Raw genomic sequence first — 14,193 nt, 5'->3', positions numbered from 1 at the left:
TTTATCCGGCTCTTGCCTTTATTTCCGCAACGCGGGCAGGCGCTTGCGCCCAGGGTATGGTAACGCGCACCAAGGCGCCTCGCACGGGGAGATTCTGCAATTCGATTTGCCCGTTATGTTCCTCGACGATGCGTTTCACGATCGCCAGCCCTAGCCCCGTGCCCTTGGTCTTCGTGGTCACATAGGGTTCAAATAAGCGCCCCAGCAGTTCCGCGGGGAATCCGGGGCCATTGTCGCTCACGCAAATACGCGCCCCCGCGGGCATGGCTTCGGTGCGCAGTTCGATTCGCGCGTCACTTTGTTCTCCCACGGCTTGCTGCGCGTTTTGCAGCAGGTTATGAATCACTTGCCGCAGCTGCGCGGGATCTCCCATAACCGCTTGCAACCCCGCGCCAAGGCGGGGCTCGATGATAGGCCGGTTGGCTTCGTACAAAGACAGTATTTCTTGCACCAGGAAATTCAGATCGAGCGCTTGCAACTTGATCTCGGGCGCGCGCGCATAGTGGCTAAAGGCGTCCACCATTCCCTTGAGCGCCGTCACCTGATTGACGATGGTTCGGGTGGAGCGGCGCACCATGTCGGCGTCCTCCCCGGCGAGCTTCTCCACCAGCCTATGCTCCAGCCTTTCGGCTGAAAGCTGAATCGGTGTAAGCGGATTCTTGATTTCGTGCGCGAAGCGGCGCGCGACTTCACCCCAGGCCGCATAGCGCTGGGCTTGCAGCACCCGCGTAATGTCGTCGAAAACCACGATGTAACCGCCGCCGGGTTGCAAGCTGGAACCCCGCACGAGAAGAATTTTAGCGCCGCCCTCGGCCTTGAACTCGAATTGGGCCTCCCATGAAGCCGCGGTGGGGCGGTCGAGTAGGGGGCTCACTTCGGTCGCGACTTGCGCCAGTTTCTCGTCGTGTCTTCCCCAATGGGAAAGCGGTCTCCCTATGAGCGCGCCCAAGTCCGCGCCCAGAATCAGTGCCGCGCTGGGGTTGAAGGAGCGTAGTTGGCACTCCGAATCCAGGGACAAGACGCCAGCCGATAGCTTGTCGACGATACTCTCCAGATAGGTCTTTGCCGCATGCAACGCTTCCTGGTTTTGCATGACCTCGCTTTGCGCTTCGGATAGCTGGTGAGTCATGGTGTTGAAGGATTCCGTCAGCACGCCTAATTCATCATGGCGCTGAACGGGGTGGCGAAGCGTGAAATCGCCCTGCGCCACCGCACGCGTACCGGCCGCTAACGCGCGCAAAGGCGCGGCCAAGCGTTCGCTGAATAAAATCGCGAGCAATAGTGCGGAGGACAGGGCAAGCAGCAAGGTCAGCGTCAGGGAGATACCATAAAGCCGCTTAAGCCCGGTGCGCGAGAGTTCCAATTCTTGGTAATCGCGGTACATCGCTTTGACTTGTTCGGCGTCGCGTGCCAATACTTTGGGCACGGCCTGCACGAGTTGCAGGGCATGAATTTCATCTCCCGGGCGGTCCACGGGAACCACCACTCGCAAGAGATAACCCGTTCCAGAATCCGACTCGATGGCCCGGAAGGTTTTCATCATGCGAACTTGGCGTAAGGAGTCAGCCTTGGGCATAACCGGCATTAGCCCGCTGCTTTCGCTTCCTGAGAATACGATCAAGGTTCCATCGGAGCGAAAAAGCGCAACTTCCTGCACCCCGGTTTGCTCGCGCAATTCGTTGATGACCGAGGCGTGTCGCGTCGTGTATACACGCTCTAGGGCGTTGGCGGCGTTGTGTGCCTTCTGCGTGAGTTCTTGCAGAAGATTCTCCAGCACCGTGCGGCCCAGGCGCAGTCCGCTTTCAAGCGCCTTGTCCACCCGCACATCGAACCAGGATTCGATGCTGCGATTGAGGAACTGCACGGACACGCTGTATACCAGCGCACCGGGAAGTACGGCGACCAGGGCGAACAGCAGCACCAAGCGCAACGCCAGCTTGGAACCAAACAAACCGGCGCGCAGGCGTCTGCGCAAAATGAGCAACTGATAACCCACCAGGCCCATTAACACCAGCACCAGCACAAGCGTGATCCCCAGCAGCACGGGGAGGTCTTGCGCGAACATCGCCGTGTTGCTGCTGGCACTCAACAGCAAATAAAGCACGACGACGCCCAAGCCCAAAAGGAAAGCCACCAAAAGCTGCACGCTCCGGCTGGCGAATTGCTTCCTCAAGCTCTTGAAGGACGTGCTCACGGTTTGAAGGTCCAGCGGTACCAATCGGAACCTAAATTCCAATCGCGCGAGCCAAGCGCGTTGATCTGAAGCGGCTTGGGTAACTGCGAAGTATCGAGACGCATGCGCACACCCGCGATGTAGACCTCGCCTGGAGGAACCGCGTCGCGCGCGGCGATGGGCCGGTTGCGCGTTCGTCCCAAGACCGCTAATGCCTCTTCCAAGGTATCGAAGGATTGATGTAAGCCCCCTGCGCTCAAACGGTACTGGCGGCTCAGTAAGTTATAGAACAATTTTTGCTGGCTACGATACGCCGCGACATCCCGGTTCCATAAATTGAAGAAATACCAGCGCGAATATTGCAGCTCGAACTCGGTGACGAAATTCAACGTAACACCCCGTGTCAGAGCATCTTCCAGAACATGGCCCAAGGAAACATCGAAGGTTATGTTAAGAGTGAGGGCATTCTCCTGTGGCAGGATCTCGGCGGACTTGATGACAATGCCCTCGGCCCACGCCGCGCGCAAGCAACAGAGCATGCAGCACAGAGCCGCGAGCGCTTTGAGGCGTGGCTTAGCCCTTATGAAGTAAGGCGTAGAAGAAACCATCGTTATGGGCACTGGGCATCCATCGTCCGGCGGTATCCAACGGGAATGCGCTGGGCGCGAGGCGCGCATCGCGCGTGCGCTCGCAAAACGGCGCGATGACGTCTTCGTTCTCCGCCTTGAATAGGGAGCAGGTCACATAGAGCAATTTACCACAGGGTTTGACGACCCGCCAAAGCGCATCGAGAAGGCGGTGTTGATGGCGCGCGTATTGGGCAATGTCTTGGTCCCGGCGAAGCCATTTGCTGTCGGGATGCCTGCGCACGACACCCGAGGCGCTGCACGGCGCATCGAGCAAAACGCTGTCGTAGGGTTCGCCATCCCACCAGGCGGAAATATTCTCCGCGTCTGCCGCCTTAAGCGAAGCATCCAATCCAAGACGATCCAGAGTCCCCCGCACACGCTCGAGGCGCTGCGCGCTTACGTCGAGCGCCGTCATGTGCACCGCGGCCGTCTCCAGCAGATGGGCGGTCTTGCCGCCTGGTGCGGAGCAGGCGTCGCAGATGCGCATGCCATCCTTGGGCTGGAGAAGGGCGGGTACCAGTTGGGCGCCGTAGTCTTGGACGGAAACCCAACCTTCGCCGAATCCCGGCAACCGCTCCACTGGCACAGGTTGCCCGAGAACCAACCCTGCCTCTCCCACGGGGGTGGCGGCCATGCCCAGTTCCGAGAGTTTCTCAAGATAGCTCTCCTGGGTTTGCTTGCGCCGGTTCACCCGCAAGGTCATGGGAGGATGGCGATTGCCCTCGGCGAGTATCGGGGCATAGTCTTGGGGATGATCACGCTTGAGCCGTTCTATCCACCACGAGGGGTAGGAGTAAAGCGCTTCTTCTGTCCAAGAGATACGAGATTTGAGCCCGGTTTGTTCACGCAGAAACCGCCGCAGCAATGCATTCACCAAAGGCTTTGCCCAAGGCCGGCCAGTCTCTTGCGCGGCGTTCACCGCCTCATTGACCACGGCGTGAGGCGCGTTACGGGTATGAAGCAGCTGGTACAAGCTCACCCATAGCAGCGCCTTTACGCGGTCGTCCGCGATGGGTTTGCGAGTCATGAATGCGGCATACGCCTGCAATTCACCGAGGCGGCGCAAGGTGCCATAGCTTAAATCCTGAATGGTGCCCCGGTCCGATGCGCCAAGAGCCGGATACGCACGCCATAGGGGGGAGAATTGATCCGAAAGGCTTTCACCCGACAAGACCGCGAGAACAATGTCGCTAGCAAGCTGCTGGTTTTTCCTCATGGAGTATCAATTGCCCAACACACTTCCCGCCGGCACCGCCTGGCCTCGCAAGAAATCGGGCACCTGAAGTCTCTTACCACCGGCTTTTTGTAGCTCCAGAATGCGTAGTACGCCTTTTCCGCAGGCGACATCGATTCCGCTGGAAGAGGCCGCGACGATGTGCCCTGGTTTGGCGTCTTCCGAGCCGCCGCTCACGACGCTTGCCCGCCAGATTCGTATAGGCTCGCCCGCCAGATTCGTAAAGGCTACCGGCACCGGGTCGAACGCGCGAATTTGCGCATCGATATGACGCGCTTCTTGACTCCAATCGATGCGGGCCTCCTCCTTGGAAATCTTGCGGGCGTAGGTCACGCCATCGTTTGATTGAGGCATCGCTTTTGCCGTGCCCGCTTCAAGGTTCGAGAGCGCCTGCACGATGAGCTTACTCCCTAAAGCGGCAAGTTTGTCATGGAGCGTTCCGCCCGTTTCCTTGGCATCGATGACCAGGGATTGGCACAGGAGGATCGGGCCAGTATCCAAGCCCTCCTCCATTTGCATGATGCATACACCGGACTTCTGGTCCCCGGCAAGGATTGCCCTTTGTATGGGGGCGGCACCTCGCCAGCGCGGCAACAGCGACGCATGGATGTTGACGCACCCCAAGGGAAACAGGCGAAGCACTACCTTGGGCAGAATCAGTCCATAGGCCGCCACGACCATGGCCTGTGCCCTTTGTTCCAGAAGACGGGCTTGCGCGCCTTCGTCCCTGAGAGACACTGGCTGGAACACCTCGATGCCTTGCCTTAGGGCGATCTGCTTGACCTCGCTTTGTGCCGGCTTGTGTCCGCGGCCGGCGGGCCGGTCCGGCTGAGTCAATACCAGACAGATTTCGTGTCCGGCACCCGTGAGCGCCTCCAATGCCACGCGGGCGAATCGCGAAGTGCCCGCGAACACGAGGCGCATTCGCGGGCTAAGCGGTGCGCCGCTGCCGCTTCTTGAGCCTGCTCAAGATGCGTTGTTGTTTAAGCCGGGAGAGGTACTCGACAAATACCTTTCCCTTCAGGTGGTCCATCTCGTGCTGAATGCACACACTCAGGAGTCCGTTTGCTTTCAAGGTAAAGGGTCGTCCGTCGCGGTCCAGCGCTTGAACGGTGATTTTATCGGCCCGTACGACATTTTCGTAGATGCCCGGCACGGATAGGCAGCCCTCCTCGAACTCGGCATTCCCCGAGCTTTCGCTTATTTCGGGGTTTATCAGGACATTAAGTTCGTCCCGCGTATCGCTGATATCAATGACGATGACTTGCAAGTGAACGTCGACCTGGCTTGCCGCCAAGCCGACGCCCGGTGCAGCGTACATGGTTTCGGCCATGTCGCTGACTAGGGTGCGGATATGGTCATCCACCAAACGTACCTTTTCAGCGACGGTATGAAGGCGAGGGTCGGGCCATTCCAGGATGTTGAGCCGGGTCATGTTTTAGGAGGTAAAGATACCTTGCCCGGATTCCAACCGGCAATCGCTACAAACGGACTTAAAGTATCGCCCCGGCTCGGTCGTTAACGCAGCAGGGACAACGTCAGATGAAAGAACCATGCATTCAATGAATCGGATTATATCGGCTGTGCTTCTTGCCACCGGGATCCTGCTTGAGCCGCTGAAGGCGGCGTCCGAAGAGGAGGCGGCGGCAGTCAAGGGGCCCTCAACGGCGCCAGCGGCGCAAAGCGAGGACAAAGCTTCTCTCAAGGAGAACCCTCCCGCACGCTATGTCGTGGAAAAAGGAGATACGCTATGGAGCATTTCCGAGCGTTTCTTGCAAAATCCTTGGCGCTGGCCTGACGTGTGGGGCATCAACAAGGACTACGTCAAGAATCCGCATCTCATATACCCCGGCGATGTCATCATCCTCGATTTGACCGGTGCCACGCCCCGCCTACGCTTGGAGGGAATGACGGAAAATGGGACCATGCCCTCCGCGCTGTCTCCGGAATCACGCTGGAAAGGCGCGGATAAGCTATCTCCTCAGATCCGCACTCAGGATCTTTCCGCGGCGCCCATTCCTACCCTTTCTCCCAGGCTCATCGAGCCCTTCTTGTCCAAAGCACTGCTTGTGGATCCCGAAGCCGTCAAGCGGGCGCCACGCATTGTCGCCCAGGCGGATGGAAGGGTAATAGCGGCGTCGGGACATACGGTATATGCTGAAGGCGTAAAGAAGAACGACGGGAGGCGTTGGACTGTTTACCGGCCGGGGCGCCGGTTCGAAGACCCCGATACGAAGGAACTGTTGGGTTACGAGGCCATATATCTGGGAAATTTCGAAGTGGATAGTTTTGGCGATGTGAGCGCGGGAACGATCACCAAATCGCAGCAAGAGATCATTTCCGGCGACCGCCTGGCGGTCGCCCTCCCCGCCTCCGCGCTCCCTTACATACCGCGCTCACCAGTCAAGCCAATTCGCGGAAAAGTGGTGGTCGGCGCTGATGGATCCGTTGGGGAAATTCCCCCGCTTTCGGTTGTGGTGCTAAACTGCGGCGGACGTGACGAACTGGATGTGGGACACGTGCTAGGATTGTTTCACTCCGAAGGGGCGGTCAGGGCGGCCAATAGCGGCAGGACTCTTCGTTTGCCCAGGAGCGCTACGGTGTGGCGATGGTCTTCCGGGTATTTCCTCGCATGTCCTACGCTCTCGTGCTGAGCGCTTCCCGGCCAGTCCATATCAACGACGTGGTGCATAACCCCTGAGCGACGACTCCGCGGCGCGTAACGAAGATTGGTTAAGACTCTCTTTAGTAGAGGGCCTGGGGCCTAGCCCGCTCAAGAAACTACTCGCCGCCTTCGGTTCTCCGGAGGCGGTTCTTAAGGCTTCACGCTCCCAAGCATCCGCTGTCATAGGAGCGGCCGCCGCCGCGACACTGCAAGAGGGCTGCGACCCCGTATTGCTGGCCAAGTCCTTGGACTGGCTGAAAGCTCCGGATCGCTTTCTGGTAACCCTTCAGTCCTCCGATTACCCATCCGCGCTGAAGGAAATAAGCCTTGCCCCGGCACTGCTCTACGCCATGGGCCGAAGGGAACTACTGGCTTGCGAGAAGCTAGCCATCGTCGGCAGCCGCAATCCCACCGCACAAGGCGAAAAGAACGCTGTGGGCTTTGCGCAAGCCCTGAGCGACGCAAACTTGACCATCGTGAGCGGGTTGGCGCTTGGCATCGATGCCTGCGCTCACCGCGGTGCCTTGCAGGGCCACGGCTCCACGATCTCCGTGGTCGGGACCGGGCTCGACCGCGTCTATCCGGCCCGCAACCGCGATCTTGCGCGAATGATTGCGGCGGATGGCCTATTGCTTTCGGAGTTTGCCCTGGGCACGCCGCCCGTCGCGGGGAATTTTCCCCGGCGCAATCGCATCCTAAGCGGGCTGTCCTTGGGGTGTCTAGTGGTGGAAGCCGCCATTGGTAGCGGTTCCCTTATCACGGCGCGGCTCGCGGGGGAACAAGGCCGGGATGTATTCGCGATTCCCGGATCCATTCATTCTCCGTTGTCGAAAGGCTGCCATGCGCTTATCAAGCAGGGGGCGAAATTGGTGGAGACCGCGCGCGACGTGCTGGAGGAACTGGGATGGGGCACGCCGGGGCCGAACCAAGAAGGTACACACCGAGAAGTATTATCGGATGACGATGAAGCCCTTCTAAAGGTCGTTGGGTACGATCCTGTGGATCTTGACAGCCTGTGCGACCGGTCCGGGCTGGCGGTCGATAAATTGAGCGCGCAGTTACTCCAATTGGAGCTAGCAGGACTCATCGTGACTCTACCTGGCGGCCTCTACCAGCGCACCGGCTAACGCAGCGAAAGTTGCGCCGAGGCGGCTGCTGCACTTATCATCTGCGCCTTTTTCCGGACTTTGCATCCCACCGGACCCGAACTTCGACATTTCTTCTCTCCATGGCCAAAGCTCTAATCATTGCCGAGAAACCTTCTGTTGCCAACGACATAGCCAAGGCCTTGGGCGGGTTTTCCAAGCACGACGGATACTTTGAAGCCGAGCGTTATGTGCTGTCATCCGCCGTTGGCCACCTGTTGGAGATGTACGCGGAAGACGATCCCAAGCGGGGTAAATGGACCTTCACCCATCTCCCCGTCATACCAGGTAAGTTTTCGCTACAACCCATAGCCAAGAGCGAAGGCCGTCTTCGCCTGCTCAACAAGCTCATCAAGCGCAAGGACGTAACTGAACTCATTAACGCCTGCGACGCCGGCCGAGAAGGGGAGTTGATTTTCCGCTTGATCGCGCAAAACGCCAACGCCAAGCAACCTATTCAGCGCTTGTGGTTGCAATCCATGACACCGGCCGCCATTCGCGACGGGTTCAAGGCGCTTCGCAGCGGCAAGGAAATGGAGCCTCTTGCGAATGCGGCTCGCAGCAGATCGGAGGCCGATTGGATCGTAGGCATCAACGGCACGCGCGCCATGACTGCCTTTAACTCCAAGAGTGGTGGTTTCTACTTGACGACGGTCGGTCGCGTACAAACACCGACGCTAGCCATAGTTGTGGACCGCGAAAAGGCCATCAAGGCTTTTGTGCCTCGCGACTATTGGGAAGTACGCGCGACCTTCGGCGTCAAGGCTGGAGTCTACGAAGGCCGCTGGTTCGATCCGAAGTTCAAGAAAGATGACGAAGACTCGGAACGCAGAGAGAACCGGCTTTGGTCATTGAAAGCAGCCTCGGCCATCGTCGCGGCCTGCGAGGGCAAGACGGGTACCGTAAGCGAGGAATCGAAACCTTCTACTCAACTCTCGCCCTTACTCTATGACTTGACTTCATTGCAACGCGAAGCCAACGGGCGTTTTGGTTTTTCCGCCAAGACCACCTTGTCCATCGCACAAGAGCTCTACGAAAAACACAAGGCGGTTACCTATCCGAGAACCGACTCCCGGCACCTCCCGGAAGATTATATTAAGACGGTCAAGCAAACGCTTTCTTCCATGGGAGGCAACCAAAACTTCCAGCGTTTCGCCGCCAAGATCCAAAAGCAGGGTTGGGTAAAACCGAATAAGCGCATCTTCGACAATACCAAGATTAGCGATCACTTCGCCATCATCCCGACACCGGACGTCCCTAAGAGCTTGAACGAGATTCAAGGCAAGATCTACGACCTGATCGCCAGGCGCTTTCTAGCCGTCTTTTTCCCGGCCGCCGAACATCTCATCACGACTCGTATCACTGCCGTTCAGAAGCATCTCTTCAAGACCGAGGGTAAAGTTCTGGTAATGCCAGGCTGGCTGGAGATCTACGGCAAGGAGGTGCAGGGCGAAGATGCTAACTTGGTGGAAGTGAAGAAGAACGAAGCTGCGCTCACCCAGGCGATCGAAGCATCTGGCCTGCAAACCAGGCCTCCGGCCCGTTATTCAGAGGCAACCTTGCTCTCGGCCATGGAGGGTGCGGGTAAGTTGATCGAGGACGATGAATTGCGCGAAGCCATGGCTCAGAAGGGTTTAGGTACGCCAGCGACACGCGCGGCAATCATCGAAGGTTTAATCACCGAGCGATATCTATTGCGAGAGGGACGCGAACTCATTCCCACGGCCAAGGCTTTCCAGCTCATGACTTTGTTGCACGGCCTCGGCGTCGCGGAACTGACGCAACCCGTGCTCACGGGGGAGTGGGAGTACAAGCTTGCCCAGATGGAACGCGGCAAACTCAAGCGTGAAACGTTCATGAAGGAGATCGCCGCAATCGCCGCTCAGATCGTCAAGCGAGCCAAGGAATACGATAGCGATACCATTCCCGGCGACTACGCAACGCTGAAGACCAAGTGCCCCCATTGCAAGGGAACGGTGAAAGAAAACTACCGGCGCTTCGCTTGCGAAAAATGCGAATTCTCGATCACCAAAACTCCAGCCAGCCGGCAGTTCGAAATGGACGAAGTGGAAGAATTGCTAAGCAAACGAGAGCTCGGGCCGTTGCAGGGCTTTCGCTCCAAGATAGGCAGGCCCTTCGCCGCGATTCTGCGCATCGTGTCCGATGCCGAGACCGGAAATTTCAAATTGGAATTCGATTTCGGGCAAAACGATGCGGGCGACGGTGGCGAGGACATGGATTTTTCCTGCCAACAGCCCTTGGGAAGCTGCCCAAAATGCAGTGCTGCCGTCTATGAGCATGGCATGAGTTATCTATGCGAGAACACACCCGTGAAGCGCTGCGATTTTCGCTCGGGGAAAATTATTCTTCAGCAAGAGATCGCACGCACGCAGATGGAAAAGCTCCTCAAGGAAGGACGCACGGATTTATTCACCCGGTTCATTTCCAAGAAGGGCCGGCCCTTCAAAGCTTTCTTGGTTAAGGGCGCTGGAGGCAAGATTACCTTCGAGTTTCAGGCGCGGGCGGCTAAGGAACCAGCGAAAAAAGCCGCCAAACCTGGTGCGGAGATAACCTTGCGTTCCAAAGCTACCAAAGAGACCAGCGAACCCGTGACGAAGAGCCGCCGCAAAGCCGCTTAGACATCGAGGTTGCGCACCCCCAATGCGTTTGCTTCGATAAAGGCCCGGCGTGGCTCCACCACATCGCCCATCAAGGTCGTGAAGATTTCGTCCGCGGCGATCGCATCTTCGATCTGGGTTCGCAAAAGACGGCGAACTGTCGGGTCCATGGTTGTTTCCCACAGTTGCGTTGGATTCATTTCGCCCAGGCCTTTGTACCGCTGTACTGCCATGCCCGCTCGCGCTTGGTCAAGTAACCAATTAAGTGCCTCGCGGAAAGTGCCCACCGGTTGCTCCTCTTGGCCGCGAGTGACTTTGGCGCCTTCTTGCACCAAGCCAATCAACATTTTTCCGACCTTTCGCATTTGGAGGTAATCGCCGCTTTCCACGAAATCCCGGTTGATCAGAAAAGACCGGGCGTTGCCATGTTGAACTTTCCGTACGAGCAGTGCATAGGTCTCGTTGCTTTCGTCGAAACGCGTACTGATGCTAATTGCGGGATTTGCTATCGCGCTCTGCAATCTTTCCGCGGCTTCCTGGGTTCTTTCTTGGCTCGATAAGTCCACATCCTCGCTTTCCATGAGCGCCTGCAAGACATCCTTGTCCAGCCGCCTTGATAAGCGCTCAATGACCGCCTCGGCAAGAATAAACTCTCGAGCGAGATGAGCCAGAGTATCGCTTTCCATTCCGGAATGGCCAGGAGCGTGGTATAGCACGGCTTCTTTCAGTGCGATCTTGAGCAAATGTTCCTTGAGCTCGTGATCGTCTTTGAGGTATCGCTCTTCTTTCCCGTGCTTTGCCCGGTAAAGGGGCGGCTGCGCAATGTAGATATGCCCGCCTTCGACCAGTTCGGGCATTTGCCGGTAGAAGAAGGTGAGAAGAAGTGTGCGAATGTGGGAGCCATCTACGTCCGCATCGGTCATGATGATGATGCGGTGGTAGCGTAGTTTCTCGATCTTGAATTCTTCCTTGCCAATGCCCGTTCCCATGGCCGTGATGAGAGCGGCGATTTCTTGTGAGGAAATCAACCGGTCAAATCTTGCACGCTCCACGTTGAGAATTTTTCCCTTAAGCGGCAAGATTGCCTGGAAACGCCGGTCTCTACCCTGTTTGGCTGAACCACCAGCGGAATCTCCTTCGACCAAATATAACTCGCACTGAGCGGGATCTTTTTCTTGGCAATCGGCCAATTTTCCAGGTAGTCCAAATCCATCCATGACGCCTTTGCGGCGCGTCATGTCGCGCGCTTTGCGCGCGGCTTCTCGTGCTCGAGCCGCATCGACAATTTTGCTACAGATCACTTTAGCCGCTGGAGGGTTCTCCAACATGAAGGCCATGAGGGCATCCGTCACGAATTCCTCGATGGCCGGCCGCACTTCGGATGAAACGAGTTTGTCCTTGGTTTGCGAGGAAAACTTTGGATCGGGGAGCTTCACGGACAACACCGCCGTAAGGCCCTCCCGCATGTCCTCGCCGGTAGTCTCCACTTTGGCTTTCTTCGCTACCTCTTGCTGCTCGATGTACTGATTGAGCGTACGCGTCATCGCCGCTCTTAACGCCGTGAGGTGGGTACCACCGTCCTTTTGAGGAATGTTGTTGGTAAAACAGAGCACGGATTCCTGGTAGGAATCGTTCCACTGCATCGCGACTTCAACGCCAACACCATCTTTTTCTCGAGTCGCATATAAAATCTGCGGGTGCAATATGGTCTTGGTCCGGTTGATGTACTCCACAAAAGCCCTGATCCCGCCGGCATACTGAAAGACTTCTTCCTTACCGTTACGTTGATCTATAAGATCTATGCGCACGCCGTTATTGAGAAACGACAGCTCGCGCAGGCGCTTGGCTAGAATGTCGTAGTGAAACTCGACCGTGCCAAACACTTCCGCGCTGGGTTTGAAGTGTATTTCGGTGCCGCGCCGCTCTGTGTGGCCCACCACCCTTAGCGGAGCCACGGGATCGCCGTCTCGAAATCCCATGGAATGGTGCTGGCCATCCCGGCGCACACTGAGTTTTAGGGTTTCGGACAGCGCGTTTACGACCGAAACCCCCACACCGTGCAATCCCCCCGATATTTTGTAGGAATCGCTGTCGAATTTGCCGCCCGCGTGCAATACGGTCATCACGATTTCGGCGGTCGACCGATTTGCCTCGTCAGAAGGATGGATATCGGTGGGAATGCCTCTTCCGTTGTCAGTCACGCTGATGGAATTGTCGCTATGGATCGTTACTTTGATCTCGTCGCAGTAACCAGCTAGCGCCTCGTCGATGGAGTTATCGACCACCTCGAAGACCATATGATGCAAACCGGTGCCATCGCTGGTATCGCCGATATACATTCCTGGGCGTTTGCGAACGGCTTCCAAACCTTTCAGAACTTTGATGCTACCTGCGTTGTAATCCGACATCGGGTGGTGTGGCCTTTTTGTGGAGTTAGATTCTCATGGGCATAACGACATACTTGAAGGAAGTATCGCCCGGTATCGTCACCAACATGCTGCTGTTGGAATCGCCGAAGGAGAAATCCACTGTCTTCGACTTTGTGTTGAGAAGGACATCCAGAAGGTAGCCCACATTGAATCCTATATCGAGAGGAGCTTGGTTGTATTCGACCGGTAGCTCTTCTTGAGCTTCCTCCTGCTCTGCATTCGCCGAGAGTATGCGCAGAGTGTTATCCGTCACGATCCAGCGAATACCCCGGAATTTCTCGTTCGATAGGATTGCAGCGCGTTGCAGAGCATGTAGGAGTTCCCCGCGGTCCAGAGAAATGGTCTTTTGGTATCCGGTGGGAATGACTTTGTTGTAATCGGGAAACTTTCCGTCGATGACTTTGGTAGCAAATTCAATCTCTCCGAAACGTATACCAACCTGGCCTGTTCGAATACTAACGACGACTTCTGTGTCGGAATCCGATAGCAAACGCACGATTTCGCTCACCGCCTTCCTGGGTAGAATTACCTCCGTGGTAGGTAGTGGCTCCCGGGGACTGAAATCCGTATAGGCCAAGCGATGACCATCAGTGGCCACGGCAACAAGTTTTTCTTGTGTGAGAGAAACAAGTAAGCCATTGAGATAGTATCGAATATCCTGGTGAGCCATCGAGTACTGCACCGCCTGAAGAATCTCCTTGAGCTGTCGCTGCTGTAGCTTAAACTCCGCGACTGGTGCCTCGGTTTGCGAAAGCTTCGGGAAATCTTTTGCCGGTAACGCTTGCAAATTGAAGCGGCTGCGGCCGGATTTCAAGGTGAACTTACTCTCCGCGACCTCGATCCCGACGGTAGTTTCTTCTGGCAGTGATCGCAGAATCTCTTGTAATTTTCGCGCGGACACGGTTGCAGTCAAAGGTTCTGCCGATGCTAGCTTTGCTCTTGCCGTTACCTGAATTTCAAGATCTGTAGCGGTAACGCTTAGATCACCGTTTTGAATTTCCAGGAGCAGATTTCCCAGGATTGGCAATGTATTGCGCCGTTCTACGGCCCCGCTTACAGCCTGAACCGGCGCCAACAAATCATTTCGTGATAAAAAAATAGTTTGCATAGTTACTATTAAGAATTATTTAAAGATTTATAAATCTATAACTACTAAGCCATCGCTTCTCTGTGGGTATTTGCGTTGAGCCCCGCCAGTGTTGGTGTGGCAGACAATGAGAAGTGTGTATAGCTTGTCGGAGTTTGGCGTAGCGTTGAGGATAACTTCTCAAAGGGATTTAGAATTCCATTACGCTCGCAG

The 14,193-nt window shown here is 56.6% G+C and carries 10 protein-coding genes; 3 read left to right on the top strand and 7 right to left on the bottom strand.

Translation table 11 applies throughout. From position 1 onward, the window contains the following. Window position 1: 1 nt before the first annotated feature. The 5 genes from EXR36_00050 to def all read right to left on the bottom strand — a co-directional run bounded on the left by EXR36_00050 (window position 2) and on the right by def (window position 5,471). The gene (locus EXR36_00050; GenBank protein ID MSQ58074.1) at window positions 2-2,065 is read right to left on the bottom strand and encodes a HAMP domain-containing protein; all 2,064 of its coding nucleotides are present in this window, start codon (window positions 2,063-2,065) and stop codon (window positions 2-4) included. 125 nt (window positions 2,066-2,190) lie between these two features. Next, window positions 2,191-2,850 carry a DUF4390 domain-containing protein gene (locus tag EXR36_00045; GenBank protein ID MSQ58073.1) on the bottom strand — a complete coding sequence of 220 codons (660 nt, stop codon included), beginning with the start codon at window positions 2,848-2,850 and terminating at the stop codon, window positions 2,191-2,193. Continuing rightward, window positions 2,747-4,018 (bottom strand): 16S rRNA (cytosine(967)-C(5))-methyltransferase RsmB, encoded by a 1,272-nt coding sequence (gene rsmB, locus EXR36_00040; protein MSQ58072.1) that lies wholly within the window; start codon window positions 4,016-4,018, stop codon window positions 2,747-2,749. Before rsmB ends, EXR36_00045 begins: the two co-directional genes overlap by 104 nt. Before the next feature lie 6 nt (window positions 4,019-4,024). Beyond that, window positions 4,025-4,960, bottom strand: coding sequence for a methionyl-tRNA formyltransferase (locus EXR36_00035; protein MSQ58071.1), 936 nt, complete (start codon window positions 4,958-4,960; stop codon window positions 4,025-4,027). 7 nt (window positions 4,961-4,967) lie between these two features. Continuing rightward, window positions 4,968-5,471, bottom strand: a complete 504-nt coding sequence (gene def / locus EXR36_00030) for a peptide deformylase (GenBank protein MSQ58070.1) — start codon at window positions 5,469-5,471, stop codon at window positions 4,968-4,970. A 118-nt stretch (window positions 5,472-5,589) separates the two neighbouring features. On the opposite strand from def, the gene EXR36_00025 reads away from it, so the two are divergent. The 3 genes from EXR36_00025 to EXR36_00015 all read left to right on the top strand — a co-directional run bounded on the left by EXR36_00025 (window position 5,590) and on the right by EXR36_00015 (window position 10,485). Further along, window positions 5,590-6,690 carry a LysM peptidoglycan-binding domain-containing protein gene (locus EXR36_00025; GenBank protein MSQ58069.1) on the top strand — a complete coding sequence of 367 codons (1,101 nt, stop codon included), beginning with the start codon at window positions 5,590-5,592 and terminating at the stop codon, window positions 6,688-6,690. 43 nt (window positions 6,691-6,733) lie between these two features. Beyond that, window positions 6,734-7,828: a DNA-protecting protein DprA gene (gene dprA, locus EXR36_00020; GenBank protein MSQ58068.1), complete on the top strand. Its 1,095-nt coding sequence runs from the start codon at window positions 6,734-6,736 to the stop codon at window positions 7,826-7,828. 101 nt (window positions 7,829-7,929) lie between these two features. Then, on the top strand, window positions 7,930-10,485 hold the full coding sequence (locus tag EXR36_00015; GenBank protein ID MSQ58067.1) for a DNA topoisomerase III: 2,556 nt from the start codon (window positions 7,930-7,932) through the stop codon (window positions 10,483-10,485). Here EXR36_00015 and gyrB read toward each other — a convergent pair. Together gyrB and EXR36_00005 are read right to left on the bottom strand one after the other, a co-directional pair. Then, complete coding sequence (gene gyrB, locus EXR36_00010) at window positions 10,482-12,872, bottom strand: DNA topoisomerase (ATP-hydrolyzing) subunit B (GenBank protein ID MSQ58066.1); 2,391 nt, start codon at window positions 12,870-12,872, stop codon at window positions 10,482-10,484. The two genes, EXR36_00015 and gyrB, sit on opposite strands and share 4 nt — an antisense overlap. A 25-nt stretch (window positions 12,873-12,897) precedes the next feature. Further along, window positions 12,898-14,001, bottom strand: coding sequence for a DNA polymerase III subunit beta (locus EXR36_00005; GenBank protein ID MSQ58065.1), 1,104 nt, complete (start codon window positions 13,999-14,001; stop codon window positions 12,898-12,900). Between the last annotated feature and the right edge of the window lie 192 nt (window positions 14,002-14,193).

The organism is Betaproteobacteria bacterium (assembly GCA_009693245.1).
Taxonomy (GTDB): Bacteria; Pseudomonadota; Gammaproteobacteria; order Burkholderiales; family SHXO01; genus SHXO01.
This window is presented reverse-complemented; position numbering and strand designations above follow the sequence as displayed.

What these genes read in the sequence shown, in the direction of transcription:
- EXR36_00025 (MSQ58069.1), top strand. Translation starts at nt 5,590, where the DNA reads ATGCATTCAATGAATCGGATTATATCGGCTGTGCTTCTTGCCACCGGG.
- EXR36_00050 (MSQ58074.1), bottom strand. Translation starts at nt 2,065, where the DNA reads ATGTTCGCGCAAGACCTCCCCGTGCTGCTGGGGATCACGCTTGTGCTG.
- def (MSQ58070.1), bottom strand. Translation starts at nt 5,471, where the DNA reads ATGACCCGGCTCAACATCCTGGAATGGCCCGACCCTCGCCTTCATACC.
- EXR36_00045 (MSQ58073.1), bottom strand. Translation starts at nt 2,850, where the DNA reads ATGCGCGCCTCGCGCCCAGCGCATTCCCGTTGGATACCGCCGGACGAT.
- EXR36_00035 (MSQ58071.1), bottom strand. Translation starts at nt 4,960, where the DNA reads ATGCGCCTCGTGTTCGCGGGCACTTCGCGATTCGCCCGCGTGGCATTG.
- EXR36_00015 (MSQ58067.1), top strand. Translation starts at nt 7,930, where the DNA reads ATGGCCAAAGCTCTAATCATTGCCGAGAAACCTTCTGTTGCCAACGAC.
- gyrB (MSQ58066.1), bottom strand. Translation starts at nt 12,872, where the DNA reads ATGTCGGATTACAACGCAGGTAGCATCAAAGTTCTGAAAGGTTTGGAA.
- rsmB (MSQ58072.1), bottom strand. Translation starts at nt 4,018, where the DNA reads ATGAGGAAAAACCAGCAGCTTGCTAGCGACATTGTTCTCGCGGTCTTG.
- EXR36_00005 (MSQ58065.1), bottom strand. Translation starts at nt 14,001, where the DNA reads ATGCAAACTATTTTTTTATCACGAAATGATTTGTTGGCGCCGGTTCAG.